The 26,779-nt window shown below is 57.7% G+C and carries 22 protein-coding genes, 3 tRNA genes and 1 pseudogene; 17 read left to right on the plus strand and 9 right to left on the minus strand.

Features of this window, described 5'->3' with window-relative positions:
• Positions 1–342 precede the first annotated feature (342 nt).
• The 6 genes from ACR0CE_RS19855 (at position 343) to ACR0CE_RS19880 (ending at position 3,470) form a co-directional block, all read left to right on the plus strand.
• Positions 343–1,218 (plus strand): carbon-nitrogen hydrolase family protein, encoded by an 876-nt coding sequence (locus tag ACR0CE_RS19855; RefSeq protein ID WP_480833538.1) that lies wholly within the window; start codon positions 343–345, stop codon positions 1,216–1,218.
• Between the two features lie 91 nt (positions 1,219–1,309).
• Positions 1,310–1,528 carry a translation initiation factor IF-1 gene (gene infA / locus ACR0CE_RS19860; protein WP_005978431.1) on the plus strand — a complete coding sequence of 73 codons (219 nt, stop codon included), beginning with the start codon at positions 1,310–1,312 and terminating at the stop codon, positions 1,526–1,528.
• Between the two features lie 11 nt (positions 1,529–1,539).
• The gene (locus ACR0CE_RS19865; protein ID WP_480473601.1) at positions 1,540–2,118 is read left to right on the plus strand and encodes a Maf family protein; all 579 of its coding nucleotides are present in this window, start codon (positions 1,540–1,542) and stop codon (positions 2,116–2,118) included.
• A complete protein-coding gene (locus ACR0CE_RS19870) occupies positions 2,115–3,137 on the plus strand; it encodes a ribonuclease E/G (RefSeq protein ID WP_480833539.1) in 1,023 nt (340 codons plus the stop codon). The genes ACR0CE_RS19865 and ACR0CE_RS19870 overlap by 4 nt, the downstream gene beginning before the upstream one ends.
• Positions 3,134–3,316: a DNA gyrase inhibitor YacG gene (locus ACR0CE_RS19875; RefSeq protein ID WP_480473599.1), complete on the plus strand. Its 183-nt coding sequence runs from the start codon at positions 3,134–3,136 to the stop codon at positions 3,314–3,316. The genes ACR0CE_RS19870 and ACR0CE_RS19875 overlap by 4 nt, the downstream gene beginning before the upstream one ends.
• A 79-nt stretch (positions 3,317–3,395) precedes the next feature.
• Positions 3,396–3,470 (plus strand) — tRNA-Phe (locus ACR0CE_RS19880).
• A gap of 309 nt (positions 3,471–3,779) precedes the next feature.
• On the opposite strand, the gene ACR0CE_RS19885 is transcribed toward ACR0CE_RS19880, so the two are convergent.
• The 4 genes from ACR0CE_RS19885 to ACR0CE_RS19900 are packed head-to-tail and all read right to left on the minus strand — an operon-like array spanning position 3,780 to position 9,386.
• A complete protein-coding gene (locus ACR0CE_RS19885; protein WP_480833540.1) occupies positions 3,780–4,817 on the minus strand; it encodes an ACP S-malonyltransferase in 1,038 nt (345 codons plus the stop codon).
• On the minus strand, positions 4,814–7,003 hold the full coding sequence (locus ACR0CE_RS19890; RefSeq protein WP_480833541.1) for a dehydrogenase E1 component subunit alpha/beta: 2,190 nt from the start codon (positions 7,001–7,003) through the stop codon (positions 4,814–4,816). Before ACR0CE_RS19890 ends, ACR0CE_RS19885 begins: the two co-directional genes overlap by 4 nt.
• Before the next feature lie 11 nt (positions 7,004–7,014).
• Positions 7,015–8,217, minus strand: a complete 1,203-nt coding sequence (locus ACR0CE_RS19895; protein ID WP_480833543.1) for an acyl-CoA dehydrogenase — start codon at positions 8,215–8,217, stop codon at positions 7,015–7,017.
• Positions 8,214–9,386, minus strand: coding sequence for a pyridoxal phosphate-dependent aminotransferase (locus ACR0CE_RS19900; protein WP_480833551.1), 1,173 nt, complete (start codon positions 9,384–9,386; stop codon positions 8,214–8,216). The genes ACR0CE_RS19895 and ACR0CE_RS19900 overlap by 4 nt, the downstream gene beginning before the upstream one ends.
• Positions 9,387–9,487: 101 nt before the next feature.
• Between ACR0CE_RS19900 and ACR0CE_RS19905 the strand changes: the two genes are divergently transcribed.
• The gene (locus tag ACR0CE_RS19905; protein ID WP_480833544.1) at positions 9,488–10,384 is read left to right on the plus strand and encodes a LysR substrate-binding domain-containing protein; all 897 of its coding nucleotides are present in this window, start codon (positions 9,488–9,490) and stop codon (positions 10,382–10,384) included.
• A gap of 22 nt (positions 10,385–10,406) precedes the next feature.
• Here ACR0CE_RS19905 and ACR0CE_RS19910 read toward each other — a convergent pair whose 3' ends face one another.
• Positions 10,407–11,276: a hypothetical protein gene (locus tag ACR0CE_RS19910; RefSeq protein ID WP_480833545.1), complete on the minus strand. Its 870-nt coding sequence runs from the start codon at positions 11,274–11,276 to the stop codon at positions 10,407–10,409.
• A gap of 181 nt (positions 11,277–11,457) precedes the next feature.
• Between ACR0CE_RS19910 and ACR0CE_RS19915 the strand changes: the two genes are divergently transcribed.
• The 4 genes from ACR0CE_RS19915 to ACR0CE_RS19930 all read left to right on the plus strand — a co-directional run bounded on the left by ACR0CE_RS19915 (position 11,458) and on the right by ACR0CE_RS19930 (position 14,865).
• Positions 11,458–11,533, plus strand: a tRNA-Thr gene (locus ACR0CE_RS19915).
• Between the two features lie 98 nt (positions 11,534–11,631).
• On the plus strand, positions 11,632–11,775 hold the full coding sequence (locus ACR0CE_RS19920) for a DUF6538 domain-containing protein (protein ID WP_480484539.1): 144 nt from the start codon (positions 11,632–11,634) through the stop codon (positions 11,773–11,775).
• A 602-nt stretch (positions 11,776–12,377) separates the two neighbouring features.
• The gene (locus ACR0CE_RS19925) at positions 12,378–14,270 is read left to right on the plus strand and encodes a DEAD/DEAH box helicase (RefSeq protein ID WP_480833546.1); all 1,893 of its coding nucleotides are present in this window, start codon (positions 12,378–12,380) and stop codon (positions 14,268–14,270) included.
• 509 nt (positions 14,271–14,779) lie between these two features.
• Positions 14,780–14,865, plus strand: a tRNA-Leu gene (locus ACR0CE_RS19930).
• A gap of 106 nt (positions 14,866–14,971) precedes the next feature.
• Here the strand turns inward: ACR0CE_RS19930 and ACR0CE_RS19935 are convergent.
• Together ACR0CE_RS19935 and ACR0CE_RS19940 are read right to left on the minus strand one after the other, a co-directional pair.
• The gene (locus tag ACR0CE_RS19935) at positions 14,972–15,469 is read right to left on the minus strand and encodes a hypothetical protein (protein ID WP_245220737.1); all 498 of its coding nucleotides are present in this window, start codon (positions 15,467–15,469) and stop codon (positions 14,972–14,974) included.
• Positions 15,462–16,214 (minus strand): helix-turn-helix transcriptional regulator, encoded by a 753-nt coding sequence (locus ACR0CE_RS19940; protein WP_480833547.1) that lies wholly within the window; start codon positions 16,212–16,214, stop codon positions 15,462–15,464. Before ACR0CE_RS19940 ends, ACR0CE_RS19935 begins: the two co-directional genes overlap by 8 nt.
• Positions 16,215–16,820: 606 nt before the next feature.
• On the opposite strand from ACR0CE_RS19940, the gene ACR0CE_RS19945 reads away from it, so the two are divergent.
• The 5 genes from ACR0CE_RS19945 to ACR0CE_RS19965 all read left to right on the plus strand — a co-directional run bounded on the left by ACR0CE_RS19945 (position 16,821) and on the right by ACR0CE_RS19965 (position 25,273).
• Positions 16,821–19,127 (plus strand): hypothetical protein, encoded by a 2,307-nt coding sequence (locus ACR0CE_RS19945; protein WP_480560771.1) that lies wholly within the window; start codon positions 16,821–16,823, stop codon positions 19,125–19,127.
• Positions 19,128–19,257: 130 nt separating this feature from the next.
• Positions 19,258–21,198, plus strand: coding sequence for a type I secretion protein (locus tag ACR0CE_RS19950; RefSeq protein WP_480833548.1), 1,941 nt, complete (start codon positions 19,258–19,260; stop codon positions 21,196–21,198).
• A 39-nt stretch (positions 21,199–21,237) separates the two neighbouring features.
• Positions 21,238–23,460, plus strand: coding sequence for a type I secretion system permease/ATPase (locus ACR0CE_RS19955; protein ID WP_480833549.1), 2,223 nt, complete (start codon positions 21,238–21,240; stop codon positions 23,458–23,460).
• Positions 23,461–23,462: 2 nt separating this feature from the next.
• Positions 23,463–24,815 (plus strand): HlyD family type I secretion periplasmic adaptor subunit, encoded by a 1,353-nt coding sequence (locus ACR0CE_RS19960; protein ID WP_480833550.1) that lies wholly within the window; start codon positions 23,463–23,465, stop codon positions 24,813–24,815.
• 272 nt (positions 24,816–25,087) lie between these two features.
• The gene (locus tag ACR0CE_RS19965) at positions 25,088–25,273 is read left to right on the plus strand and encodes a hypothetical protein (protein ID WP_267368020.1); all 186 of its coding nucleotides are present in this window, start codon (positions 25,088–25,090) and stop codon (positions 25,271–25,273) included.
• Here the strand turns inward: ACR0CE_RS19965 and ACR0CE_RS19970 are convergent, their stop codons facing one another.
• A complete protein-coding gene (locus ACR0CE_RS19970; protein WP_480473558.1) occupies positions 25,274–26,032 on the minus strand; it encodes an alpha/beta fold hydrolase in 759 nt (252 codons plus the stop codon). It abuts the gene before it with no gap.
• A 91-nt stretch (positions 26,033–26,123) separates the two neighbouring features.
• Between ACR0CE_RS19970 and ACR0CE_RS19975 the strand changes: the two genes are divergently transcribed.
• Complete coding sequence (locus ACR0CE_RS19975; protein ID WP_209507997.1) at positions 26,124–26,498, plus strand: hypothetical protein; 375 nt, start codon at positions 26,124–26,126, stop codon at positions 26,496–26,498.
• A 115-nt stretch (positions 26,499–26,613) separates the two neighbouring features.
• Here ACR0CE_RS19975 and glyA read toward each other — a convergent pair.
• Positions 26,614–26,779: pseudogene (glyA, locus tag ACR0CE_RS19980) on the minus strand (serine hydroxymethyltransferase); the annotation flags it as partial.

Consider the following 26,779-nt stretch of genomic DNA (forward strand, 5'->3'; position numbering starts at 1 on the left):
CGTTTCGACATCTCTGATCTCCTCTTCGTCGAAGATCAGCAAACAACAAATCGTAGCTTACGTCAGTGTCCGAAATTCAGGGGGTAGCTCACGCGCGCCTGATTGAGTCGGATGCAAACAAAAAGAACTCAACACCAGGGAAAGGGTGGGGCGTTTTGAGCATCGATCCCGCGGCTGCGCCCTTCGTGGTCTGCATGTATCTCGACGCGCTGCACGAGCGAAATCTCAAATGCTGGTTAGGTCTGGTACCCCCCCTTCACCCCGTCACCACCAGATTGATCTGTACACGCGGCGGCTCTCACGGTTTAGTGCCTCGACACATCGGCTCAGGGGGCCCCATCAATGAAAGTCGCAACCGCAGCGTATAATCTCGACTGGCTCGACAGCTGGGCGCAGTACGAGGACAAGCTGGACCGATGGGTTGCCGAGGCCGCCGGGCAGGGGGCCGGGCTGCTGGTGTTCCCCGAATACGGCGCGATGGAGGTGTCGACGCTCGATGGTGCCGAGGTGGCGGGTGATCTTGAACGTTCGATCCGCGCGGTTTCGGACCGGTTCGAGGATGTACAAAATTTGCACTCGCGCCTCGCAAGTGCGTACAAAACGTACATTCTGGGCGCATCGGCCCCGGTTGTGGATGGGTCCGGCCGCCCGGTGAACCGCGCCGCGTTCTACGCCCCGGACGGTGGCCGCGACCATCAGGACAAGCAGATCATGACCCGCTTTGAACGCGAGGACTGGGACATCGCGCCGGGTGGTCCGCTCAAGCTGTTCGACACCGCGCTGGGCAAAATCGGTGTTCTGATCTGTTATGACAGCGAGTTTCCCCTGCTGGGCCGCGCACTCAGCGATGCGGATATGATCCTTGTACCGTCCTGCACCGAAGCGCTGTCAGGGTATTGGCGTGTTCGCATCGGGGCAATGTCAAGAGCATTGGAAAATCAATGCGTTACGGTTATGTCGTCACTGGTCGGAGCCAACGACTGGTCCGAGGCAGTGGACATGAACACCGGCATGGGCGGCGTTTTCGGCCCGCCGGACAAGGGGTTTCCGGCCACCGGAGTGCTGGCCGAGGGCGCTCTGAACCAGCCCGGCTGGACCTATGCGGATGTCGACCTGTCCGCCATCGCCGAGGTCCGCGCCGATGGCCATGTGCTGAACCGGACCCATTGGCCAGAGCAGGACGCCCGAGTCGAAACGGTCACATTATCCGCCCTTTAGATGAATCCGCCCTTGAAATAAGGGAAAAATAGGCTCATTTAAGCGCACATCCCCGCAGATTCTGCGGGCGCAACCTAATGATGGAGACAACATGGCCAAGGAAGATACGCTCGAATTTCCCGGTGTCGTGAAGGAACTCCTGCCTAATGCGACGTTTCGGGTCGAGCTGGAAAACGGCCATGAAATCATCGCACATACGGCAGGAAAGATGCGCAAGAACCGCATCCGTGTTCTGGCCGGCGACAAGGTTCAGGTCGAGATGACCCCCTATGATCTGACCAAGGGTCGGATCAACTACCGCTTCAAATAACGCCTGCCGAGATGGCGTTTATCCTGGGATCGGGCAGCCCAAGGCGGCTGGACCTGCTGGCGCAGCTTGGCGTGCAGCCCGACGCCATCCGCCCCCCTGACATCGACGAAACACCGCTGAAGGGTGAGCTTCCTGTTCCGTATTGCAGTCGCATTACGCGTGAAAAAGTAAAGGCTGTTCAATCGGATAGCGGTGACATCACGCTTTGCGCGGACACGACAGTTGCACTGGGGCGGCGTATTCTGGGCAAGCCCCAGGATGAGGGGCAAGCCGCAGAGTTCCTGTACGCTCTGTCCGGTCGCCGTCACCGGGTGATCACTTCGGTCGCCGTTCGGCGCGGGGATCGCATCCTGCAACGTGATGTCGTCTCGCAGGTCAAGGTCAAACGCCTGTCTGACGTTGAAATCAACGCTTATCTGGCGACCGGTGATTGGCAGGGCAAAGCCGGGGCCTATGCGATCCAGGGCCCTGCTGGCGCATTCATCCCATGGATTTCGGGCTCGTTCACTGGCATCGTGGGGCTGCCCCTGTCCGAGACCGCCGCCTTGCTGCAAGGGATCGGCTACCCACTATATAGCGAGGCATCATGAAGGGTCGAACCATCGTTCTAGACCATATCCAAGACCGCGAGGCCGCGGCATTGATGGTCGACGGAAAGCTTGATGATCTCCTGATCGCCGCCGACGCGCCGGCACCCGGCACCATTTATCGCGCCCGTGCCGATCGACCGGTCAAGGGGCAGGGCGGTATGTTCCTGACGACACCCGACGGCCCGGCTTTTCTTCGACAGGTCAAAGGGTTAGCGCCGGGTGCCACGCTTCTGGTGCAGGTGGGCGGATATGCCGAGCCCGGCAAGGCCATCCCTGTAACCAACCGCATCCTGTTCAAAAGCCGCTTTGCCATTGTCACACCCGACGCGCCGGGCCTGAACATCTCGCGCAGCATCAAGGATGAAGACAAGCGGGATCAACTGCTTGAAATCGCGCATGAACAAATGGGCGACAGCCCCTACGGGTTGATCCTCCGCTCCTGCTGCATGGATGCGGATGCCGGTGACATTGCTGACGACATTTCGGCCATGCTTGCGCAAGCTGAACAAGTGATGACGGACGAGGGCTCCGACGTCGAACTGCTCAGCGAAGGTGACAGCCCGCATATCCTCGCATGGCGCGACTGGACCGATCCTGCCGAGGTTGTGACGAAAACCGGCAGTTTTGAAACCCATGGTGTGCTGGATGCGCTGGATGTTGCCCGAGGTGTTTCCGAACCTCTCCCCGGAGGCGGATATCTATTTATCGAACCGACCCGCGCATTGGTGGCCGTTGACGTGAACACAGGCGCGGATACGTCGCTGGCGGCAGGAACAAAAGCCAACTTCGCTTGTGCCAAAGCTCTGCCACGTGCATTGCGTGTGCGCGGGCTGGCGGGGCAGATCACACTGGATCTGGCTCCGATGCCCAAGAAAGACCGCCGAGGGTTCGAATCCGCCCTGCGTGCGGCCTTTAAGTCGGACCCGGACGAGACGATACTGGCGGGATGGACACCTCTGGGGCATTTCGAGTTGCAGCGCAAACGCAGCCGGTTACCTGTCGCAGAGATCCTGAAATGAGCTGTCCGATCTGCGGAGAAGAAACGCAAAAGAAGTTCCGCCCGTTCTGTTCGAAACGCTGCGCAGACATTGATCTGGCCAAGTGGCTGAACGGCTCTTACGCGGTCCCGTCTCAGCGCGAAGACGACCCTGAGACCGAGGCCGATGCGGACGAACGCAATACAATGCGACCGCACTGAAAAAATGTAAAAAAGCCTCTGGACACTGCCGGTAGCAAGTCATAGAACGCCTCCACCCAACGACAAACGTCGTTCCCGTGCCCGGGTAGCTCAGGGGTAGAGCAGTGGATTGAAAATCCTCGTGTCGGTGGTTCGATTCCGCCCCCGGGCACCATTTAAGTCAGAGAAATGAGTGCTGGATATCAAACGCTTAGGTTCAATGTCTGGGCCTTTGGCTCGTCTGCAAGATGCTTGACCGAAAGTGTCCTGATTTGCGTGAAGATGCCATTTGACCCGGAGCATTCGACAGTAGTTGCCGTCTCAGGCCGAGCGCTCCGTCGCCTTTTCCGGTTCCGGAATCGTGGAATTGAAATGCAGGGCGCTTGCTCGGGTGGGATCTGAACAGATGGTTCGGTGCACAGAGTGGAGCGGAGTGCCCGCGATAGATCGGTTTGCGCCGGGCGAACCGCCAAGGTGTGCAAGATCAAGTCACACGTGTGCGTTGATCCTCGATCCCCATCGAGATTAACGAAGGTTCTTCGCGTTGGATGGTCTGAAAGCTTGCTTTGTCCTGCATCTTATCCCAATTGCTCAGGATCAGGCACTGCGCGACGGCTCCGCCCAGTGTGGTTCCCGGTCCAGTGACGATGAACATGTCGGGTGCAAACTCTTTCGCGGCTTGTGATACGGCCTTTGTGAAATCATAGGTTTCGGTCACCTGATGACCCAAGGTGTAGTCCCAAAGCGCGTCCAGATCACAGGCTCCGGGCCACCAGATCTGACCACGGCCATCTATCATGGGCAAATTGGGTTGCCGGAACAGATCTGCGGCAAGGCGGGCGCGACCGGCTTCGGCAACTGGGCGTTGCAGATGTGAATGAAACCCTGCGTGATTGGCCAGCCGCATCGGAAATCGTTCCTGCACCACAGGCACCTTGTTTTCAAAGGCGGACAACCCAGCTTCATCCCCGGCCAGAACCAGCATCCCGCCCAGATCAATTGACAGGGTGAGGGTCGCGCCGGTGCCGTCGATCTCAGCGACCAAAGCCAGCAGTTCGGCCTTGCGTGCCGGGTTCGGCTGCCAGTCGGCATCCATGAAAGGATAGATCAACTGGCCGCCAATCAGGCTCTGCTGCATGAGTGTTCCCATGGTGTTGACCACCTCGAACCCTGCCTCGGCAGTCAAGGCGCCCCCGCAGGCCAGGGCTGAATACCAGCCCATCGAGTTTCCGGTCACAGCCACCACGTCGATCTTCTCCGGATCGATGGCACGAAAATCGCCCAGCGTGGCGGCATAGATCAAGGCCGAGGCATTGTCTCCGCGCGTGTGCTTTGCCACGGAATACCGTGTTGCGCCGTCCAGTTCGCTTAGGGTTTCCTGACCCTGTGCGCGCCGCATGCCATCGAAATGTGCCAGCAGGGCCTTGTCGGTAAAATGCCGACCCAGAACACCCAATTCGGGTTTGTTATAGGTTCCGCGCCCCGGACAGATGACAACAGCGGTTTGTTTCGCAGACCTCATTTGCCCGTCTCCATAAGGGATCTTGCTGCGGCCTCGATGCTGTCTTTCGATGGCATGGTCGCGGCATAGGCCGGGCCGGTGGCGATAAAGCTGTCTTCGGCGGTAATACGAGCCATCGGCACATCAGTGGTTTCGTGGAAATGGGCCATCAGGGCTTCGGCCACGCCGCCGTGATGCCGGGTTTCATCGACGATCAATATCCGCTTGGCGCCGCTTACGGCCCGGGTCAGCGCGTCTTTGGGAAGCGGCGACAACCAGCGCATGTCAATTATCCGGGTTTTTGTCCCGTCGGCCTCCAGCGATTTGCGCGCCTGATGGCTGAGGTAGACGCCATTGCCAAAGGTAACGATGGCCAGATCGTCGCCATCTCCATCCACGCCGACCTCGCCGAAACCGATCCTTTCGGATGGGTCGGGGTAAGTGTGCATCCAGCCTGCGTCCCCGGCTTCGTGCAGGTCCCGCATCGGGTAGAGCGCGATGGGTTCCAGAAACACGACCAACCGCTGTTCTTCCCGGGCCAGCCGCACGCATTCACGCAGCATTCGTGCAGCGTCGGCGCCGTTCGATGGGCAGGCCAGGATCAGCCCCGGAATATCGCGCAGAACCGCGACCGAGTTGTCATTGTGGAAATGCCCGCCAAAACCTTTTTGATACCCCAACCCGGCGATGCGCACGACCATCGGGTTGGTGTACTGACCGTTCGAGAAGAAGGGCAGGGTGGCCGCTTCGCCGCGCAACTGGTCTTCGGCGTTATGAAGATAGGCCAGGAACTGGATTTCCGGCATGGGCGTAAACCCGTTCTGAGCCATCCCGATGGCTAGGCCCAGAATCGACTGTTCGTCCAGCAGCGTGTCGATCATCCGGTCAGGGCCGAAACGGGCCTGAAGCTTTTGCGTCACGCCATAGACACCGCCCTTGCGCCCGACATCTTCGCCCATCATCACGATCTCGTCGTGTTCAAGCATCAGGTCGCTCAGGGCCCAGTTGATCAGGCGTGACATGATCTGGGGTTCAGCATGTGCTTTGAGGTCGCCGCCGAATACCTCAGCCCGATGTTCAGCTGACGGGCCATTGGTAGGGGCGCAGGGGCGTGCGGGCGGGATCAGGCTGGCCATCACGTCACCTGCGGTTTTCAGGCGAGGGCGGGTGATCGCCTTGTCGGCGACGCGGGTGACGCGGTCGCAGGTGTCGGTGTATACCTTCAGCGCGTCATCCGCTTGCATCGCACCGGATTGTTCCAGCAGACGGACGGAGTGCAGCAGGGGGTCGTTCGCCTCTTCGGCTTCGACCTCGGATTTTGGCATATAGGTGGTGGGCATATCTGCCCCGGCGTGGCCATACAGGCGCACTGTGCGGATGTGCAGAAAAGCGGGTTTCTTACGGCTGCGGACGTAGGCGGCGGCTTCTTGTGCGACACGGTAGGTTTCGAAAATGTCGAGCCCGTCACACGTGAAATACTTCAGTCCCGGTCGATGAGAGAATGTTGCGGCAATCCAGCCTTGTGGTGTCTTGGTCGAAATTCCGATCCCGTTGTCCTCGCAGCAGAACAGCAGTGGCAGGGGAACCGACTGGTAAGACGTCCACTGCGCGGTGTTGAACGCGCCTTGCGCAGTGGAATGGTTGGCCGAAGCATCACCAAAGGAACAGTAGACGATGGCGTCGTCCGGTATTTCTGCATGTTCGGGTTTGTGACGGCGGGCTGCCCCGATTGCATAAGCCGCGCCGACAGCTTTGGGCAGGTGGCTGGCAATGGTCGAGGTCTGCGGCGGGATGCAAAGTGCTTTTGACCCCAACACCTTGTGCCGCCCACCGCTGATTGGATCATCAGAGGATGAAGCGAAGGACAACAGAATATCCCATGTCGGGCTCTGCCCCGGCACCTGATCGGACCGGGCGATCTGAAACGCGGCGTCGCGGTAGTGTAGAAAAGCAGGGTCTGTCGGGCGCAGGGCTGCCGCCACCGCGGCCATCCCCTCGTGACCAGAGGAGCCGATGGTATAGAACCCCTGACCCGCTTTCTGCATTGCCCGGCTTTGGCGGTCCAATGCACGGCTGAGACATTGCGCGCGATATAGCCCGACTGCTTCGGACGCTGTCAGTGGGCCAGACGGCGTCGCGCCAGCGGGGAAATCCCGTGCCGCAACCCGGCGCAGGAAGTTGTCATGCACAATGGTTGCGCGATCCATCTTTGTCGTCCTCAGGCGAAGGCTTGCAGGCCCGTTTGCGCGCGACCCAAGATCAAGGCATGAACATCATGCGTGCCTTCATAGGTGTTCACGGTTTCCAGATTCACCATGTGGCGGATCACGTGGAAATCCTGGCTGATGCCATTGCCGCCGTGCATGTCACGTGCGTGGCGTGCGACCTCAAGTGCCTTGCCGCAATTGTTGCGCTTGATCAGACTGATCATCTCGGGTGCTGCGCGGGCTTCGTCCATCAGACGACCCACGCGCAGAGCGGCCTGAAGGCCCAAGGCGATTTCGGTCTGCATGTTCGCAAGCTTCAGCTGGAACAGCTGCGTTTGCGCCAAAGGGCGACCGAACTGTTTTCGGTCCAGACCGTATTGCCGCGCGGCGTGCCAGCAGGCCTCGGCTGCGCCCATCGATCCCCAGGCGATACCGTATCGTGCGCGGTTCAGGCAGCCAAACGGCCCTTTCAGACCTTCGACACCCGGCAACAGAGCATCTTCCCCGACCTCGACATTGTTCATCACGATCTCACCCGTGATCGAGGCGCGCAGCGACAGTTTGCCTTCGATCTTCGGAGCTGAAAGACCGGGTGTGCCTTTTTCAAGAACAAAACCCTTGATCTTGCCGTCATGCGCGTCTGATTTGGCCCAGACGACAAACACGTCAGCAATGGGAGCATTCGAGATCCACATCTTTGACCCGTTGAGGACATAGCCCCCATCAGTCTTTTTCGCGACGGTTTTCATGCCGCCGGGGTCCGAGCCCGCATCGGGCTCGGTCAGGCCAAAGCAGCCAATAGACTCCCCGCTGGCCAGTTTCGGAAGGTATTTCCGGCGCTGTTCATCCGTTCCGTAGGCATAGATCGGATACATGACGAGGCTGGACTGCACCGACATCATCGAGCGGTAACCGCTGTCGACCCGTTCCACTTCGCGTGCGACCAGACCGTAAGTGACATAGCTGGCACCGATGCCGCCGAATTCTTCGGGGATAGTCGTGCCCAGAAGGCCCATTTGACCCATCTCGCGAAAGATTTCGGGGTCTGTTTCTTCATTGGCGAAAGCCTGGGTCACACGGGGCAGCAGTTTGTCCTGCGCGTAGGCGTTGGCCGCATCGCGCACCATGCGTTCGTCTTCGGCCAACTGGTCTTCCAGCAGAAAAGGGTCATCCCAAGTGAAAGGGCCAAGCTGGGGGCAGGATTGTGGTTTCATGAGAGTTTCCTTTCTACAGCGGCTTTGAGACGTGCAAGCCCCGCTGCAATTGTATCTTGGGCATAAGCAAAGCTCAGGCGAAAATGTCCGGGCAACCCGAAGGCGCGACCGGGAACCAGAGCGACACCGGCATCTTCCAACAACCAGGTGCAGAAGTCAGCGTCATTTTTGAACGGTCCTCCCTGATCCTCAAGCAGTCCGGCGCAGGAAGGAAAGGCGTAAAACGCCCCGTCGGGAGCCGCGCAGCGCAACCCCGGAACCGTGTTCAACCCTGCAACCACCAGATCACGGCGTTCGGTAAAAATGACCCGGCGTTCTTCCAACAGGTCCGGGCTGCCGGTCAGCGCCGCAAGCGAGGCCCATTGTGCAATCGAACAGGCGCCCGATGTAACCTGCCCCTGAACGGCCACCATTGCCTTGATCAACTCGACCGGCCCGATCCCCCAGCCGATGCGCCATCCGGTCATGGACCATGCTTTGGCGACACCGTCGACGATCAACAGACGGTCGGCAAGGTCAGGGGCCGCGTCGGCCACTGAAACAAACGGAGTAAAGCTGAGATGGCGATAAATCTCATCCGCAAGAACCCAAACCTGTGGATGACGGGACAGAACAGATGAGAGGGCGGCGATCTCATCCTGTGTATAGATTGCCCCCGACGGGTTCGACGGCGTGTTGAGCATCAGCCAGCGCGTGCGCGGTGTGATTGCGGCCTCTAACTGTTCCGGCAGAAGCTTGAACCCCTGATCCATCGGGCAAGGCAGAATGACGGGCGTTCCACCCGCCATCCGCACTATGTCAGAATAGCTGGTCCAGTAGGGCGCGGGCATGATGACCTCGTCGCCGGGGTTCAGGCTGGCCAGCATGGCATTGGCAATCACCTGCTTGGCACCGGTGGACACAATGACCTGAGCCACTTCGGCTTTGGCCTGCCGGGCAACTTCGGCGCGCAGGTCGGGCACCCCGGCCGTCGGCGGGTATTTCGTCTTGCCGTCCAGCGCTGCCGCGTGGGCAGCTTCGACCACATGGGGCGGGGTGGGCAGGTCAGGCTCACCGGTCGACAATGCCAGAACATCGCGCCCTTCCGAACGCAAGCGTGCGGCGGCCTCGGAAATCTGCACGATTTCGGACAATTCGATACCGTTTAGTCGGTTTGCGCGGTGAAACACTGTCAATCTTCCTCTGGAGGTGACTGAGGTTCTATCTGCAAAGTAACTTGATAAAAATACGCTGTTTTGTATCGTTTCTGTGACTAAAACTCATAAGTGATATGCCCAGAATCAGCCCTCTCCCGTCTTTTGCCCTCATGCGCAGCTTCGAGGCTGCCGCACGCCACGAAAGCTATACCATGGCAGCAGAGGAACTTGGTGTGACGCAGGGCGCGGTTAGCCGTCAGGTGCGTGAACTTGAAGCTGCGCTGGGGGTGACGCTGTTTCGCCGGGTCGGACGTGCCGTTCGCCTGTCGAAGGCGGGTCGCGCTTTGTTTGAAGAACTTGCAGGCGACCTTGAGCGTCTGAACGGTACGATCAATCGTGCGATCGCGGCCGGTGACGGTGCGTCGTTGCTGACCTTGGCGGTCCTGCCCACCTTTGCGACACGGTGGCTGGTGCCCAGACTGCCGGATTTCAAGCACCTGCATCCGGGGATCGAACTGGATCTGCATTCCTACACGACGCCGTTCAGCCTGGAAGAGCGGCGCATGGACGTTGCCATTCACTTTGGGCACGAAGACTGGCCCGGTGCGCGGCTACGCAAGTTGTTCCCGGAAAAACTTGTTGTAGCGGCTGCGCCTGTGTTGTTGGGCGACCAACGGACTTTCGAGGAACAGCATGTGTTCGATCTGCCGCTGTTGCATCTGACCTCGCGGCCCGGGCTGTGGTCCGAGTATCATGCCAGCCTTGGGCTTGAGGCCAGAACGGTTTTTCCAGGGATGCGCTTTGATCAGTTCTCGATGCTGATCGAGGGCGCAGTTGCCGGGCTTGGGGCTGCGATTTTGCCGTCCTACCTGATCGAGGCCGAGTTGGCGTCGGGCGCGCTGGTCCAGACCGGGCAACTGGCGAATACCTCGGGCAGCGCATATTTCATTGCCACGCCGACCGGGCAGAGGAACGAAGCCGTACAAGCATTTGCGGACTGGATCATCCGGCAAACGAAAAGGCATCTGTAAGGATGCTTCAGGGACAGAAGGGTTACAGTATCCGGATGCCCGGCATGGTCTGGATGATTGCCAGATCCTGCTCGTAAAGCTCTGTAAATGCGTCAACGATGTCGGCGTTCCAGCCGGGCAGATCAAGTTCCTCTTCGACCTCATCGGGCCGGGCGTGGTCTTCCAATATCCGCGCAAGGTCTTCTCGTTGAGTATCTTTGTCGAGGCCGTCGCTGCCCCGCACGATGTCCAGAACATGCCGTTGACCAGTTTCAGTCAGAAGCGACGACAGCAACGCATACTCATCCTCCAGAGGAGCGTCACCGGGCAGGCCCGCTATTGCGCGCATGATATCCCCCAGAATCAGTGGCAAGTGTTCATTCTTCCACAAAGTGAGCTGCACCTGAGGCGCAAGATCGCGCAGATCTTCGATCATGCTCAACCAGCTCAGGCAGCTCAGATCGGTGCTGGTCAGAATCTCCTGCCGGTGATCTTCATGGATCGACATCAGGACCTTGGGTATGAAAATCCCAGGGTTCACCACACCGACGAATAATTCAACTTGAGCATCATCCAGCAAGGTTTGCACATAGGCTGTCCGCTGCCCGGCAAAAGGGTAAATCTGTCCATGTTGCAGGGCAGAGCGTGTTGGGCCAAAGAACTTGTCGTTCGAGAGGATGACACGATCAACATTTGGATCATCCGGAAGAAGGGCGTGTAGCCCGTCCTGTGTTTCTGCATCAGACAAATCCTGAGCAAGGGCATCAGACAGAACCTTGACAAACTGACGTCCGCCGCGCGGTCCCAAGACCGCAGCACGGCAATCCGCTAAGGCCTGCTTGTTTGCCGAAAGCGAGGACAGCACTTGCCCTTCATCGGCGAAAACGACCCCGGCATGGATTACTACCTGCATCTTTTGTCCTTTTACCCTCAGGGGCTGTGTCCATCCCATTCTAGGTCTTTGCGTCGCGTGAAAATCTGCAACGAACCAACCGTGCGGTTTCTGCACTTTCTCAGGAAATCGGGCAATCCCCAAGTTTGAGTTAAAAATGAGGGTTGCAGTCCTCTGTCGGACGAAGTAATCGACTGCCAGTGCCCCTATAGCTCAGCTGGTAGAGCAACTGATTTGTAATCAGTAGGTCCGCGGTTCGAGTCCGTGTGGGGGCACCATTAAATCACTGAAATATCTTAAATATAAGCGTTTTAAGCGCGTTCGCTGGATTCGAAGGTGACACACGAGGCGACGCTATGCCTCTAGTCATCGCTGAATTTGGAGCGGTTATGATCTCAGCAAATTCTTTTCTCAGAAGAAAGAGGGCGGTGTTTACTATTTTCGGAGGCGAGTTCCCGACGATGTTCGTAAGCATTATCCAAACCTCAGTACCTTAAACCACAGTGATGCTTGGGTTTGATATTCGGCCTGTAGACACTTGTTTAGGACGATTGTTATGGGATTAGCGACTGGAAGCTCCTTGAGCAGCTACCAGATTTGAAAGAAGTGCAGGCTGCTGAAATTGGATTGGTATCAAGCATGAGTGATGAGTTTCAAAGAAAAGTCTTCGTGGACTTGGCCATCACTTTTTGGCTTTTGGCTAAGTCGATGTAAAAAGGCTCAACGAAAGTACTAAAGGAACGTCTGCTGCGGACCAGCCTCTGTAGTTCTATGGTTCACAATCGTTTTGCGGTTCGTTTGGTAAGCTAGCGAAGTGTCTCCGACGCGCAGTGGGGCATTTCTGTTGTTCACGACGTTAGAACAACAGATTGTGGCGACAAACTTATTCACACGTACTTCGAGCAGCTAAAGAGTATATGATAAAAACCCTAAATCTGTCCGGTAGGCGCTGACTTCAGACACCTTAACATAAGTGTGGACCAGTTCCGTTGGGGAGGCTCATTGGGAGGCTCATTTTCCGATCTATACATCCGGTTCTCCTCGCAGTATGGACTGCGCTTCTACTATGACCCGTGTGTCGGAAACTCTGAGGGTGACCGTATCACTCCGGAGAGCTGAGCCATGAACCCGACACTCGCAATCGCATTGAAGCGTAAAGGATACGACACGCTGACCCCTGTTCAGGAGGCCGTGTCCGCACCGGATTTGCAGGGACGAGACTTGTTAGTTTCGGCGCAGACCGGATCAGGAAAAACCATCGCGTTCGGCTTGGCCATCGCACCAACAATTTTGAGCGATGCGCAGGTTTTCGATGTGGCAGGCGCGCCTTTGGCGTTGGTTGTTGCGCCGACGCGAGAGTTGGCGCTGCAGGTCAAACGAGAACTGGGGTGGCTCTATGCGGATGCGGGGGCCTTCATTGCCTCATGCGTTGGCGGCATGGATATGCGCGACGAACGCCGGGCGCTGTCCCGAGGGGCACATATTGTGGTCGCGACACCAGGGCGGTTGCGGGATCATATCATGCGCGGCTCGATTAATTTGGCATCCGTACGCGCCGTCGTGTTGGATGAGGCTGACGAAATGCTCGACCTTGGATTCCGTGAAGATCTGGAATTCATCCTCGAACAAACGCAATCAGACCGCCAGACACTGTTGTTCTCGGCAACGGTACCGCGCGCCATCGCCGCCTTGGCTGCCCGGTACCAAAGGGATGCCGAGCGTGTAAGTACTGTCAGTGAGCGGATGCAACACGCCGATATCGAGTACCGTGCGATGAATGTGGCTCCACGTGACGGTGAAAATGCTATCATTAACGTGCTACGCTACTACGAGGCTCCTAACGCCATCGTTTTCTGCAACACGCGCGCCATGGTCAGCCGTCTGACAGCCCGACTGTCCAACCGCGGGTTTTCGGTTGTGGCTCTTTCCGGAGAACTGACCCAAGGTGAACGGTCAAACGCCTTGCAAGCCATGCGTGACGGACGGGCCCGCGTCTGTGTGGCGACCGATGTCGCGGCGCGCGGAATTGATCTGCCAAATCTGGATCTGGTGATCCATGCGGAACTGCCCAGCAGTCATGAAACGCTTTTGCACCGTTCAGGCCGAACTGGACGTGCAGGGCGCAAAGGTGTCAGCACACTGATCGTTGCACCGGCTTCTTACAAAAAAGCCCAAAGGCTGTTGAAATTCGCTAAACTCACGGCTGATTGGGGTGCGGCGCCCTCCGCTGAAGAGGTCAAAGCGCAAGACCTGCAACGGATGTTCGGATCGGAGGACTGGTGCTCTGAAATAACAAAGACCGAGCGGCAGTCAGTCGACGAACTGGTAGAAAGGTTCTCGCCAGAACAACTCGCTGCGGCATATGTCCGTCAATACAACAGGGCGCATTCCGCTCCGGAAGAACTAAACGACATTCAGGAAGCAGCGCCAAAGCAAAGCGCACCTTTTGGTCCGAGTGTTTGGTTTTCGCTGTCAGAAGGGCGCAACGAAAACGCGTCTCCGCGATATCTACTTCCTATGGTGTGCAAGGCGGGGAACATCACGAAATCCGATGTCGGTGCGATCCGTATCGTTGACGACGAGACCTATATCGAAATTCGCGAAAGCAGCGTCGCCGGATTTTTGGACGCGATTGGGCCGGAAATGAAGATCGAGGGTACAAAAGACATTGTGCAGTTGGATTCAGCCCCCGATTTGTCGAACTCAGCAAAGACAAGCTTCAACCGGGCTGCCAGAGGCAAGAAAGGTCTGGAAAAGACTGCACGCAAACCGAGCCGACTTGTCGAGCTGCAGCCTGCGAAAGCGCGGAAAAAGACAGTGTCCAAGCCCCCTGAAAAGGCCAAAGTTGAAGCCAAGCCCAAACGCGATGACGACAACCGCAGTGGTCTGAGTAAAAAACTTGACCGCCGCCCAAAAGGCCCGCCACCGCCAAAGGGTAAGCCCAACAGCAAGAAAAACCGTGCACGCGCTGCGGCAAATAAGGGCGGTAACGCTGTGCCAAGGCGTTCAAAATAAGTCGAAGCGTTTGCACAGGCCCTTTCCGGACACTGGCCATGCCAAAACTCCGCTGGGTTCCGCCCGTTAGACCAGACTTTCGCAGCGCCTGCGAGCCCGGGCGATAGACATAATCATACTCTGCGGACCATACTGTCGCTCCAATCGGCCATGCAAATTGATGGCAGACTCAGTTCGAGTTCTTGATAACCAGAGGATAATAATGTGGTGATGCCGGGAGTTTTTTTCGGCCAGCGCCCTGACGAATTCTTTTTTGGGATAGAACGGAAAACGGTTCGGTGCTGACAGCACCTGCTCTTTGGAGAAGTACCTTCAGTCGATCCGATGCATCGGACCTGTGGATATGTCGGACCGCACCAAAGCCAAGTGAGACAATGGAGGTACCGTTGGGTGCAATTGAGTTTCACCAGCGCTGCCGTCTATTTTTCCCAATCCTGCGGGTCAAAGCACATTGTTATCATCTCGTTGTGCTTGTAAGGACGTTGCACAGTCCGAAAGGGCCGCGCCGTGCGGGCGTGATGGAATGGTAGACATATCAGACTTAAAATCTGAAGGGCGTATGCCCGTGTGGGTTCGAGTCCCACCGCCCGCACCAGGCGCTTTCGAAAGCTGCATTCTGTCGCCCGGTTTGCGCGTCATCGGTATCGCAAATGCAGTGAAACGCAGCCTACGTGGTCATGGCGTCATATTCCTGACCAGGACTAAACCGGATACCCCAATTCCCGGATCAGCCTCCAGATGTCCTGGTTCGCGGCTGAAAGCTGATTGACGACCGCTTCGATTTCGCGAAGCGCGTCATCATCTACCGTATCCGCGCGACCCAGTTTTATATCGGTCTTGCGGTCAGCAATCCGCATCAGGATCGTTTTCGGGTTTCCGCTCTCCTGATCGAACGAATAGATGCAGTGGTTATACTTGTTTCGGATGCCCGAAAGCTTGCTGAGCCGTTGCGTGCGTTCAAGGATCGGGTCGCGAACCTGCGCGGGCCTTCCCTCCATCTTGGCAAGCCGTTCAACCAGATCAATACGCGCGCGGGTTGTGTTCAGGGTCAGGAAGATAATGACGGCCACGTCTTTCGACGTTCCGGAAAGGCCAGCGATCAGGTGGATCAGCAGGCTTTCGGTGTTGGTCCACATATAGTTCAGCCTGCCAACCAGAAGGATCAGGCGATCGAACCGGGCTTCGAACGTGTCAGTCAAGGGCGGAGTGCTGCGCCTCGTGTGGCGCAACCTCGTAGTAGAAATGCGCGGCAGCGGTGCGGTTGCTGACGCCGATCTTACCAACCACATTGTGCATATGCAGTTTGACCGTGTGTTCCGTAATTCCCAGCTTGGCCGCGATCAACTTGTTGCTTTTGCCCTGCGAGACAAGTTGCAGGACCTGCTTCTCGCGACGCGTCAGCTTCAGGTACCGCGACTGCTGGTCGACACCATTTGGGACATTTGTCACTGGACGGGCTGGGATGTCCCGCGTGCGCTGGCCAGGAAAGGCGACGCAATCTGCAAGGAAGCTGGGTAAGTACAGTTCTTCATGCATCAGCAGCCTGAGGATGGCCCGCCAGGCATCGGGCGCCACATTCATGGGTAGAAACCCAATTTCGCCGAACTGCGCGCGATCCCAGGATTCAAACATATGCCGGGCCGATTCTTCTTTGCGATAGGCAAAGGCAAGACAGCCGGATCCCGTACTTTTGGTATAGGCCATTGGTCGCGCCAACAGGTCTTCAAGCATCATCTGGTCAACAACAATAATCTTGCTGCAACCGGGTGTGTGGCCGTTCATCGCTTCGAGGGTTTCGAACCGCCGGGCACGAACCCCGAATTCAGTTTGAACGCTTCTTAGGGTCTGATTGGAGTAGAATAATTCTTTTCCAATAAAGACAACCGAAAAATCTTCTGAATAAAGATCCTGATTGGCAGTTTCTTCTATCAATGACACACTCATCACATTCCCTCGCAAACAGGGTCAACCAAAAATCTCTTTTTTGAATTCTGGCGGTCTAAAATAGTTAACTAATCAAATAGGTAATTAACTTCTATTATACTCGAAAGCATGGTTTTCCACAACCAGGAGGAGTTCCTCCAGAGCCCGTTCCATAGAACTTTCGGTTAGGTTTCCGCTTGGTTTTTTGTGCAACCAGCGGAAACAATTGAATTATTTTGTTGCTATTTTTTGTGGGTGGGTCATGCGGGGCAGGCGAGCGAAAACCCAGGTGTGTTCCAAAAGTAAATAATAAAAACAACACTGTAACTACTTCAAAACTTTCGACTAGCTAGGCGTGGGCGTGCGTCGCTGCGAACATGGCTGGGCTTCAATTGTCGAAGCGCCTGTCCCTATCGCGCCGGTCATTGCGTATTTCAGCAGCCTTCATGATCCGCCGCGCTTTCGGCTTAGCCGGGAAAGGAGGTGGCCATTTAGAAACTTCCACAGACCGCTTTCAGCGCGTTCATGCGCTGCGCGGATATTTTTGTTTCAATCTCGCCTGATGCCGCTTTTTAGATGAATGGCGGTCTGGCGTTCCAGAAATAGGAATTTGTCATGAGACGTAATGTGAATAATACAAACGTAACGACCGTCGACGAAATTAATGTCGAGAATCTGGAAGCTCCGGTAAATGTTGAAATCCCGATTGATGAGGCGTTTGTCGAAGCTGATCTGACTGCACAACAGCAGCAACAGGACCAGACTGTCGAAAACTCCAACGATCAGGGCCAGGACCAAAATCAAGGCCAGGATCAGGGTCAGGAACAAGGCCAGGACCAAGGCCAAGATCAGGGCCAGGATCAGGATCAAGGTCAGGATCAGGACCAGACGCTCAATGCCGGAGATAACACCAACGACAATTCAAACAGCAACGCGATCAATATCGACTTTGGTGGCGGAGAGTGGATTCCGCGCGATGATGATCAGGTTGATCTGGACTTCGGAGATAACGCGTCGGTTGGCGACGTAATCACCGCAGGCCGTGATCTGAACTATGATCCTGGCGATGACATGAATGTCGATATCTCAATGGATGGTGCCGGAACCGCAATGGCGTCCGTCAACAGTCAGGTCGCCAGTCTGAGCGATGACGACACGCTGGAATCGGCGTCAGTTTCGAACAATTCCGGTTTCTATCAGAATGGTAGCGCCTATGGCGGCACCGCCAACGCTGAAGAAGGTATCGGCGTCAAGTCCAGTGGTGGAGATTCGGGCGCCGGTGGTACCAGCTATGGTGGTTCGGCAGACTCGACAACGCTGGGCAGCCATGCGTTTGGTGCCGGTGGCGATACCGGCAGCGCCGACGCGGATTCGAGTGGCGGCGCAGGTGGTGATACCGGAGACGCAAATAACGCCAGCATTGGTGTCGGCCTGTCCGGCGCAGGGGCTGACGGTGACAGCACTGGCGGCGACGGCGGCGACGCTGACAGTTCGTCTTCTGCTGACAACGACGGCAGCACAAGCGTTGACGGTGACGGAACCGGTGGCAACGGCGGAAGCGCAGATTCGTTTGGTCTGGGACTGGGCCTTGGTCTGTCTGGCTCGAATGCTTCGGGCAGCGCCGATGGCGGCGACAGCGATTCCGACTCGAACGGCACGGGCTTTGGTCTGGCCGGCAATGACGTAGACGCCGAAGGTTCCGACGGCGGTGACGGCAGTGCTTCGACAGACGGTTCGTCGTCGAATTCCAGCGACAGCACAACCGAAGCCAATGATGCAACAGCAGGCAGCAACGCAGCAGAAGGCAGCGCTGACAGTGGTGCGGACAGCTCGGCTGACGGAACTGGCGGACCTGGTACCGGCGGTGAAGGCTCGGGCGGCGAAGGAACCGGTGGTGAAGGATCCGGTGGCGACGGCACTGGCGGTGACGGTACCGGCGGTGACGGCGAAGGCGGATTTGCCGCTATGGTCGAAGCTGCAATCATGGCCCTGCAGGAAGAGCTTGGCATGGTTGATGCCGAAGCGGGCGAAGGCGGTGACGGAACCGGGGGTGACGGAACCGGTGGCGACGGTTCGGGCGGCGATGGCGCTGGTGGCGATGGCTCAGGCGGTGACGGTTCGGGCGGCGATGGTTCCGGTGGAACCGCCGACGCGGATTCGGATGCGCAGGGTGTTGGCGACCAGTCCGCAAGCGGGCCTGATATCAACCAAAGCCCAGGTGACGTGAACGGTGCGTCCAGCAATTCGCAGAACACGGATGGCAGCGGTGGTGATGGCGGATCCAATTCGGCCAACGGCACAGCGGACGCAGCGGGCTCTGGTACGTCTGCAGCAGACGGTGACGGCGGAGCAGGCGGCACAACGACGCCCACATCCACGTCTTCGGGCAACGGTGCCGGGTCTGCTGATGCGGCCAATACCGCCGGTGATGGCGGAGCGGCGGATGTATTCGGTGATGCCGATACAAACGGCGCCGCCGACAGCCTGGCCGAAGCTATCGCCGGATACGGTGGTTCGGGCATGTCCGATAACGATGCCACATCGACCGGTTCGGGCGATGCGACCGGTGCGGCCAGCTCGGGTGCAGGTGGTGCCGGTGGCGCGTCCGCCGCAAATGGCGGAGCCAGCGGATACTCGACCGGCACAGCCATGTCCGGTGACACCATGGGTGGGACCATCACGGGCGGCAGCGCGGCTGGTGCGTATTCGGGTGACGGGGGTGCAGGCGGCAACGCTGGCAACTGGGGCTCGAATAACGGTGGCGATGGCATCGTGACCGGCGAGTCCTATGCCTCGGCAGCGGCTGTTGTCGACACCTCGGCCTTTAACCAGTCGATCGTCATGGGCGCCAACGTGCTTGGCAACTCGGTCGACACGACCATGGTCGGTGGTTCGATGACCTCGTCCTACGCAAGCGACGACAACGACGCATAAGTCATAAGGCGAGGCCCGCATTATCGGGCCTCGCTATTTTCGAAAATGCCGGGGCCGCGAGCAGTGGCCCCGGCCCAACTGAACCCAAAGCGGAAATTCTGGCCGGTGCGGGTGAAAAAGGATGACCGATATGGCCCTTGACGCAATTTCGGAAACAATAGCGCATTTTGTTGGAGCATTTGAACTTACGATCGAACAAGCCCGGCTGCGGGACCAGTATGACGAATTCACCGCCCTGAGGCGAAAAGCCGAAATTGACGGGCTGGACGATCCTGCTGCGATCCACATCAGGGCCGACCTTGATATCCCGGTGGGCGAGTACAAACTCCTCCCATACAATTTTGCCCCACCTCAACCTAACCTGCCGCTACCAGACGCGCCGAAGGGGCCTGTGCATGAATCGGTGATTATCCTTGGTGGAGATGGGCCGGTTTCCGAGCGTTTTGTCCCAGACGACACGATTGGACCATCATCCGTTCCCACACTCGTCATTCTGCAGCCGGACAACGTGCCGTTGGGGTCTGCGGTAAGTTACACCATGCAAAAGGTTTTCCTGCGTGACAACGATACGGTGGGCGAGGGTGAATTTCGCGACACGGACGCGCTGATCGCGAAAGGTGAGCAGATGCTGGACATGGCGTTGTCCCTTCATGCCGTGGCAAGCCCGTCATTTTCACTCGCGGACTACCAGTCAATCGAGATGGTCGAGGCACTGGCCGAACAGATGCTGAATCCGATGAACGGGGATGTGGATGGCGTCACCGTGTATCAGTTCCATGGCGATGATGCCTTGGGCGTGATCGTCAATGGCGAGCACATGGCCGAAGCACCTGAATGGACCGACCTGCTGCCCGCTTTCCATCAGCCGGATGAAGCGACTGGCGATGAAGCGGACACGCCGTGGCCCGCCGAATGGGATCAGTCCAAGGATTCCGATTTTGACGACGGGCATCTGGTGGTGACCGGTGGTAATCTGGCGATCAATGCAGTGTCTGCGACTATTGGTTGGGTGGATGCTCCGTACATTGTTGTAGGCGGGCAGGCCATCAATCTGACGGTCATCAGTCAGGTCGCGCTTGTTTCCGACTGGGACGTAGGTGCCATGAATGCCGGAAGCGGTACCAACCTGGTTCAGTCTTCGGTGATCGAAGTCGAAGGCAAAGAGGCCGCCTGGCTGGACGATGTCGACGGGACAAGCGGCCAGCCCGCTTATGTTGTTGTGGACTGGGTTCACGGCGATCTGGTGGTCGCGAATTTCATCAACCAGAGTATAGATGCCACCGATATCGATCACATTCAGACCGAAATTTCAGCCACATCCACGCTTTACGTGCTGGGCGACAACGAAATGTACAATGTCGCCGATATCGTGCAGTTGGGCAGCTATTACGATCTGATCATGATCGGCGGAAACATGATTTCAGTCGATGTGCTGGTTCAATCCATGGCCCTTATGGATGACGACATCATCAGCGGCGGAGTGCCCGCGTCGGTGATGGACGGTGATGAAAACCTGCTCATGAACGACGCGTCGGTCAAAACGATCGGCAAGGACATTCACCAGGATATGCAACAGAATATGGCGGACGCGCTTGCCATACCGGAAATGGACATGGACGCGTTGGAAGACGCGCTTCTGAATGATCCGATGTTCGCCGGGATGGAGCAGTTGCGCGTCCTTAAGATCGACGGCGATCTTATACAGGTGAACATCGTCAATCAGGCCACGATGATGCTGGATCAGGATGATATTGACCTGTCCGGCCCGAATGCTGCCGGGGCCGATGTAGTCGCGGGCAGCAACGCCATGCTGAACACCGCGCATCTGACCAAGATGGGTGTGGACTCGACGGTCATGGCAGCTGACGGGTCGTATTCCGATCTGCTGCTGCATCAGGCCAGCCTGATCGACATGCCGGACAACGACGAGATTACCGCGATGACCAATGAGGCAATTGCAGCCATCATGGGTGACATGACCGTCGCGCAACCGGATGCGGCCCTGGCACTGAATACCCCAGCTCTTGATGCAACAACACCTGACGACGGCCTGCAAACCATGCTGGCCTGATCCCCCAAGATTTTTACCGAGTGACCAGAAGGTTTCTACATGTCGTTTGTTTTTTCGTCGCGCCGCCACCCTTTATCCAGCCCGCTGGACAGGCAAGGCGGGTTGGGTCTGAAGCGTCAGGATCCCGAACCTGGGACAGATCCTGCAAAACGGGCCACAGGTGCCACCACCCGACTGCATCTGACGCAGGAGTTCCGAGTGCCTGAACCAGATCAAAACCGGCCGGTTGAAAACGATGCGTTGAAACCGGCCAAAGACCAGAAACACTCATGTGAACAACCGCGCGCTGAACCTCCCCATTGGCGTGCGCCGACGCAGCCCGTGCAAGACAAGGACGTTGCGGGCGGTGGTGACGGGGTGGCTGATGCTGACGGCCCGGATCATGCAACCGCGGACGAAACGACAGCGCGCAAGACCCCCTCTGCGCGCGCGTCCGGCGCGGATCACATGGGCGCGACGATCGAGGCCAAGGCAAACCAGCCACTGTTGCGGACAAACTCCGGCGGCGGTGACGGGAACGGGCCACCCCAAACCTTTCACAAGCGCACCCCGCCCGAGGATTTCCAGCGCACATTGCGGGATTCGATCCGGGCGATCCGGCGTAACCTTGCATTTGTTCTGGTGCTGACCTGCGCGACCAATATTCTGATCCTGTCGATTCCGATCTACCTGTTTCAGATCAGTGACAGGGTTCTGACTAGCCGATCCTTGGATACGCTGATCATGTTGACGGCGATCGTCGCCGGGGCCGTGATTTTTCAGTCTGCTTTTGATGCGGTGCGGCGGTTTACGCTGATGCGAACCGGCGTCGAGGTTGCCGTTCGTTTGGGTGCACCGGTGCTTAGTGCGGCTGCGCACGCGTCGTTGCATGGAAACGGGCGCGAATATCAGACGCTCGGCGATTTGCAGCAGCTGCGCGGTTTTCTGGTCTCGGGAACTTTGATTTCGTTTCTGGACGTGCCATTCGCGCCCCTGTTCATTCTGATGATCTTTCTCGTGCACCCGCAACTGGGCATGATCGTCGTGGTGACGGCGCTGATCCTGATGACGATTGCGCTGATCAACCAGAAAATGACAGCCAAACCTTTTGCCGAGGCAAACAGGGCACAATCCATGGCGAACCTGCATCTGGATTCCATGTCGCGCAACAGCCAGATCATCAACGCCTTGGCCATGATCCCCGAGGCGGTGCGGATCTGGGGGCGGGACACCGCCCAATCCCTGACCTGGCAGGTGCGCGCGCAGGACCGAAACGTGATCTTCGCAGCGATTTCGCGCGCTGTTCGTCTGCTGACTCAGATTGGCATTCTGGGATGGGGCGCATTTCTGGCACTGCAGGGAGAGATTACCGGCGGAATGGTGATCGCGGCCTCAATCATTGCCGGGCGCGCCTTTGCGCCCATCGAAGGTTCGATTGAAGGGTGGAACAGTTACCTGCTGACGCGCGCGGCCTACGGGCGGATCAAGGCGCTGCTGTCAACCTCGGCCCTGCAACACGAGAAGTTGCGCCTGCCGCGCCCCGAAGGCCGGCTGGATGTGGAGCGGTTGCTCTATGTCCCTGGTGGAACCAAACGTGTGGTTCTGAACGGGATTACCTTCTCACTCACCCCCGGTGAAACATTGGCCATTATCGGCAATTCAGGTGCGGGCAAAACCACCTTGGGCAAAACCCTTGTCGGGTCCGTTCTGCCCACGTCGGGAAGTGTGCGGCTGGACCTGATGGATATCCGCAACTGGGACCCGCGCCAGTTTGGAGAAAGCATAGGTTATCTGCCGCAGGATGTGCAGCTGTTCCCCGGAACCATCAAGGACAATATCGGCCGGATGCGTGCCGATGCCACGGACGAACAGATACATGACGCCGCTGTTCTGGCCGATGTACACAACATGATCGCAACCTTGCCGCAGGGATATGAGACTGTGGTGGCCTCCGATGGATCGCCTTTATCGGGCGGACAGAAACAACGCATTGCGCTGGCGCGGGCGTTTTTTGGGAACCCACGAATGGTGGTGCTGGACGAGCCGAACTCGAACCTTGACGTTGCCGGGGACAAAGCCTTGGCGCGTGCCATTGAACAGGCGCGCGAAAGCAAGATTACCGTGGTCGTCATCACGCAGAAACCGACCCTGCTGAATGTGGTAGACAAGATCATGTTGCTGACCGATGGGCGTGTCGCATTGTTCGGTCAGCGCGAGCAGGTTCTTCAGCAGATCAACGGGCCGCGCAAACGGACCGGAATTGAAGGGCAACAGGGAGGCTGACCATGAATGACCTCGTACCCGTAAGGCACTCTGCCGGTGAACCTGACGTCTGGTATGCGGAAGTTCCGCGCTCGATCAACCGCTTCATTGTCATCGGTATAATCATGTTGGTCGTCTGTTTTGGCGGTTTCGGAGTGTGGTCCTTCAGCGCCCCGCTGGCGGCGGCGGTCATCGCGCAGGGCAGTTTTGTCGCCACCGGACGCAACAAGATTGTCCAGCACCTTGAGGGCGGGATCATCGAAGACATCAAGGTCACTGAGGGGCAAACGGTTCAGGCAGGTCAGGTGCTGATGACGCTGGATCAGACCTCGGCCCAGGCCAATGAGCGCGAGCTGTTCATCCGCAAACTGCGCTTGCAGGCGATGACCGAGCGGTTGCTGGCGGAATATGGGGAACGGGATCGTCTGGTCTTTCCGCCAGATCTGGTCGAGGCCTCCAAAGACGTGGAAGTCATGGCCATTCTCGACGGTCAAATGCTCAGCTTTGATGTGTCGCGCAAGACCTTGCTGAATGATGTGGCACTTTTGGAACGCAACATGGAGGCTTTGAAGATCCGGGCAAGCGGCTTTGAGGCCCAATTGGACAGCATGGTCACACGTGCCGAGATCTTGCAGGAAGAGTACGAGTCCAAAAACCAGCTTTTCCAGAAAGGGCTGGTTCGAAAGGGCGAATTGAACACGATCCGGCGTGTGCAGGCCGAAGCCGAGGGGCAGCAGGCCCGGTTGCAGGCGGAGGCCGCTGAAATCAATCAGATGCTTCTGAAATACCAGGAACAGATTACGCGCACCCGATCCGCCTATCGCGAGGCTGCACTGGATGAATTGGGCGTGGTCGAGGCCGATCTGGAAAGCGTGCGCGAAAAATCCCGTCAGGCCCGTAATGTCCTGGACCGGGCCGTGGTACGGGCTCCTGTGACCGGGACAGTGGTTCGCCTGCATTATCATACTCCGGGTGGTGTGATCGAAACGGGCGAACCCATTGCCGAAATCCTGCCTGCCGATGCGCCGTTGATTATTGAGGCGCAAATCCCACGCACCGAGATTGATAGTGTGGTAACCGGGCAGACCGCCTCGGTGCGACTGATCGCGCTCAATCAGCGCACAACGCCGGTTTTGTACGGAGAAGTCTTTTATGTCTCTGCCGACGCGCTGCTTGAAGAGGCGGCAGGCGTTCCAAAAGAGGTATATCTGGCGCGTATCTCACTTACCCCAGACGAGCTGCACCGGGTCAGCGGCTTTGTTCCGACCCCCGGCATGCCTGCGGAAATTATGATCCAAACCGAGGAACGAACTTTTGCGGCTTATATCGCCAAACCTGTGTCGGACAGCATGTCGCGCGCGTTTCGCGAGCAATAACCTAGGTGGCTAAGGCCGCTGTTTCATCTACCTCGAGTCGCGTTCTGATCCTTTTGGGAAAAGCGTGAAAGTGAGGGTGTGTACCTTTGACGGTGCAAGACTTGGGTTTTCACACGCTCCACATCCTTGGCGGGTTGGCGGATCGGCTCAACGGTGGTTGCGAAATCACAGGTTCATGAAGCGCCAGATTTCCGCATCTGATGCAAATCAATGCAAAACACATTCGAATCGAGACATGTTTGGCCGGAAGTCATCATAAGGAACACCCGACCATGTTTCGCCTTGCCGCCATGCTGTATTCACTGATCGCCACTGCCATTTCAGGTTCTGCCGTAATCGCTGTGCTGTCTGCGGGATTGGTTTCCGTCAGCGCAATTGTCGGCGCAGCAGTTGCCGGGGCGGTGATCGCTGCTCCGGCATCGTGGATGGTGGCCCGGCGCTTGTACCGGGGCACCTGATCAGGCGTTCAGGAACGTCCGAACCGCTGCTTCGAATTCACGTGGTTTTTCGGCGTGCAGCCAATGCCCGGCTCCGGGTATTTTGGCGAAACGCGCGCCGGAAAACAGCGAGCGGATTTCAGGGCGGTGTTCCGGCAGGACATAATCCGATGCCGCGCCCGACAGGAACAGGGCGGGGCCATTCCATGTGGCGTCCAACTTGGGGAAGCCCATGATCTTTGGCATCTCGGCTGCAAGAACATCCAGATTAAGCAGCCACCGTTTTCCCTTGATATCCAGCGATTGGGTGAAAAAGCTTTGCAACGCTTTCTCAACACCTTGATCGGCCAATTGCATTTCCGCATCCGACCGGCGGGTGATGCGCGAAAAATCAACAGCCCGCATGGCCTCGATGAACCGGATTTGGCTGTGCGCGTATTGAACCGGCGCGATGTCGGCGACCACCAGCTTGTTCACCAACCCATTGTGCCGCAGGGCCAGGGTCATGGCAGCCTTTCCGCCCATGGAATGTCCAAGAACATCCGCCACGCCGCCGATCTGTTCTATGACTTCGGCGATATCCTGTGCCAGGTGGGGATAATCATGGCTCGGGTCCCACATGCTGTAAGCATGGTTGCGCATGTCCACCGCCACAACCTGCCGTTCGTCTGAAAGCCTTTTGGCAATGACGCCCCAATTCCGAGCAGATCCGTAAAGGCCGTGTGCTATTACCAGCGGTGGGCGGGCGGTCGGTTCGCCATGTACAATCGTGTTCAGCATAGCTTGCGTGATACAAGCGCCTACAGCGGATCACCAGCCCCATTGTAGGTCTTTGTGGTGCAGGCTAGATTGCGGCGGCAGGAGAGAGCCAATGCCTCAGGACCCAGACATTCAGACCCGGATCGCCGAGACGGTGGCCTTGCTGCGTGCCAAGCTTGGCGTGCGCGACAAGACGCTAGAGGCATCCATTCGCAAGGCAAAACGACGCCTGCCGCGCCGGGTGTACCGGCAGGCCATGGTGCTTGCCCGGTCCGAGGCGATGGCGTCGCACCCGAAGATGCGGTTGATTCTGGATACTCCCAAGCTCGTCAGGGCGTCGGACGTAGTGCAGGATCATCTGGGAAGCATCAATCTTGCGGATCGCAGGTGGGGCTGGTTCCTTGGTTTGCTGGGGGGGCTGGCTTTCAATCTGTTGGCTCTGACAGCGCTACTGCTTGTTTTTCTGTGGTGGCGCGATTTGATCTGACTTTCAGAAGGCTGCCAAGCCGACGCTTAGCCTGATCTCCTTTTGTCAAAGCGACTGCTCAAACAACAAAAAAAACGGCGCCTCAAGAGCGCCGTTTTCTTTTCTTTTTAAACGTTTACAGGTTCGGGTATATGGGGAAGCGGTTGCAGAGATCTGCGACCTGGGCGCGGACGCGGGCTTCGACTTCGGAGTTGCCGTCTTCGCCGTTGGCGGCCAGGCCGTCGACCACTTCGATGATCCAGTCGGCGATCTGGCGGAACTCGGCCTCGCCAAAGCCGCGG

The sequence above is a fragment of the Ruegeria sp. L11 genome, from assembly GCF_056531755.1.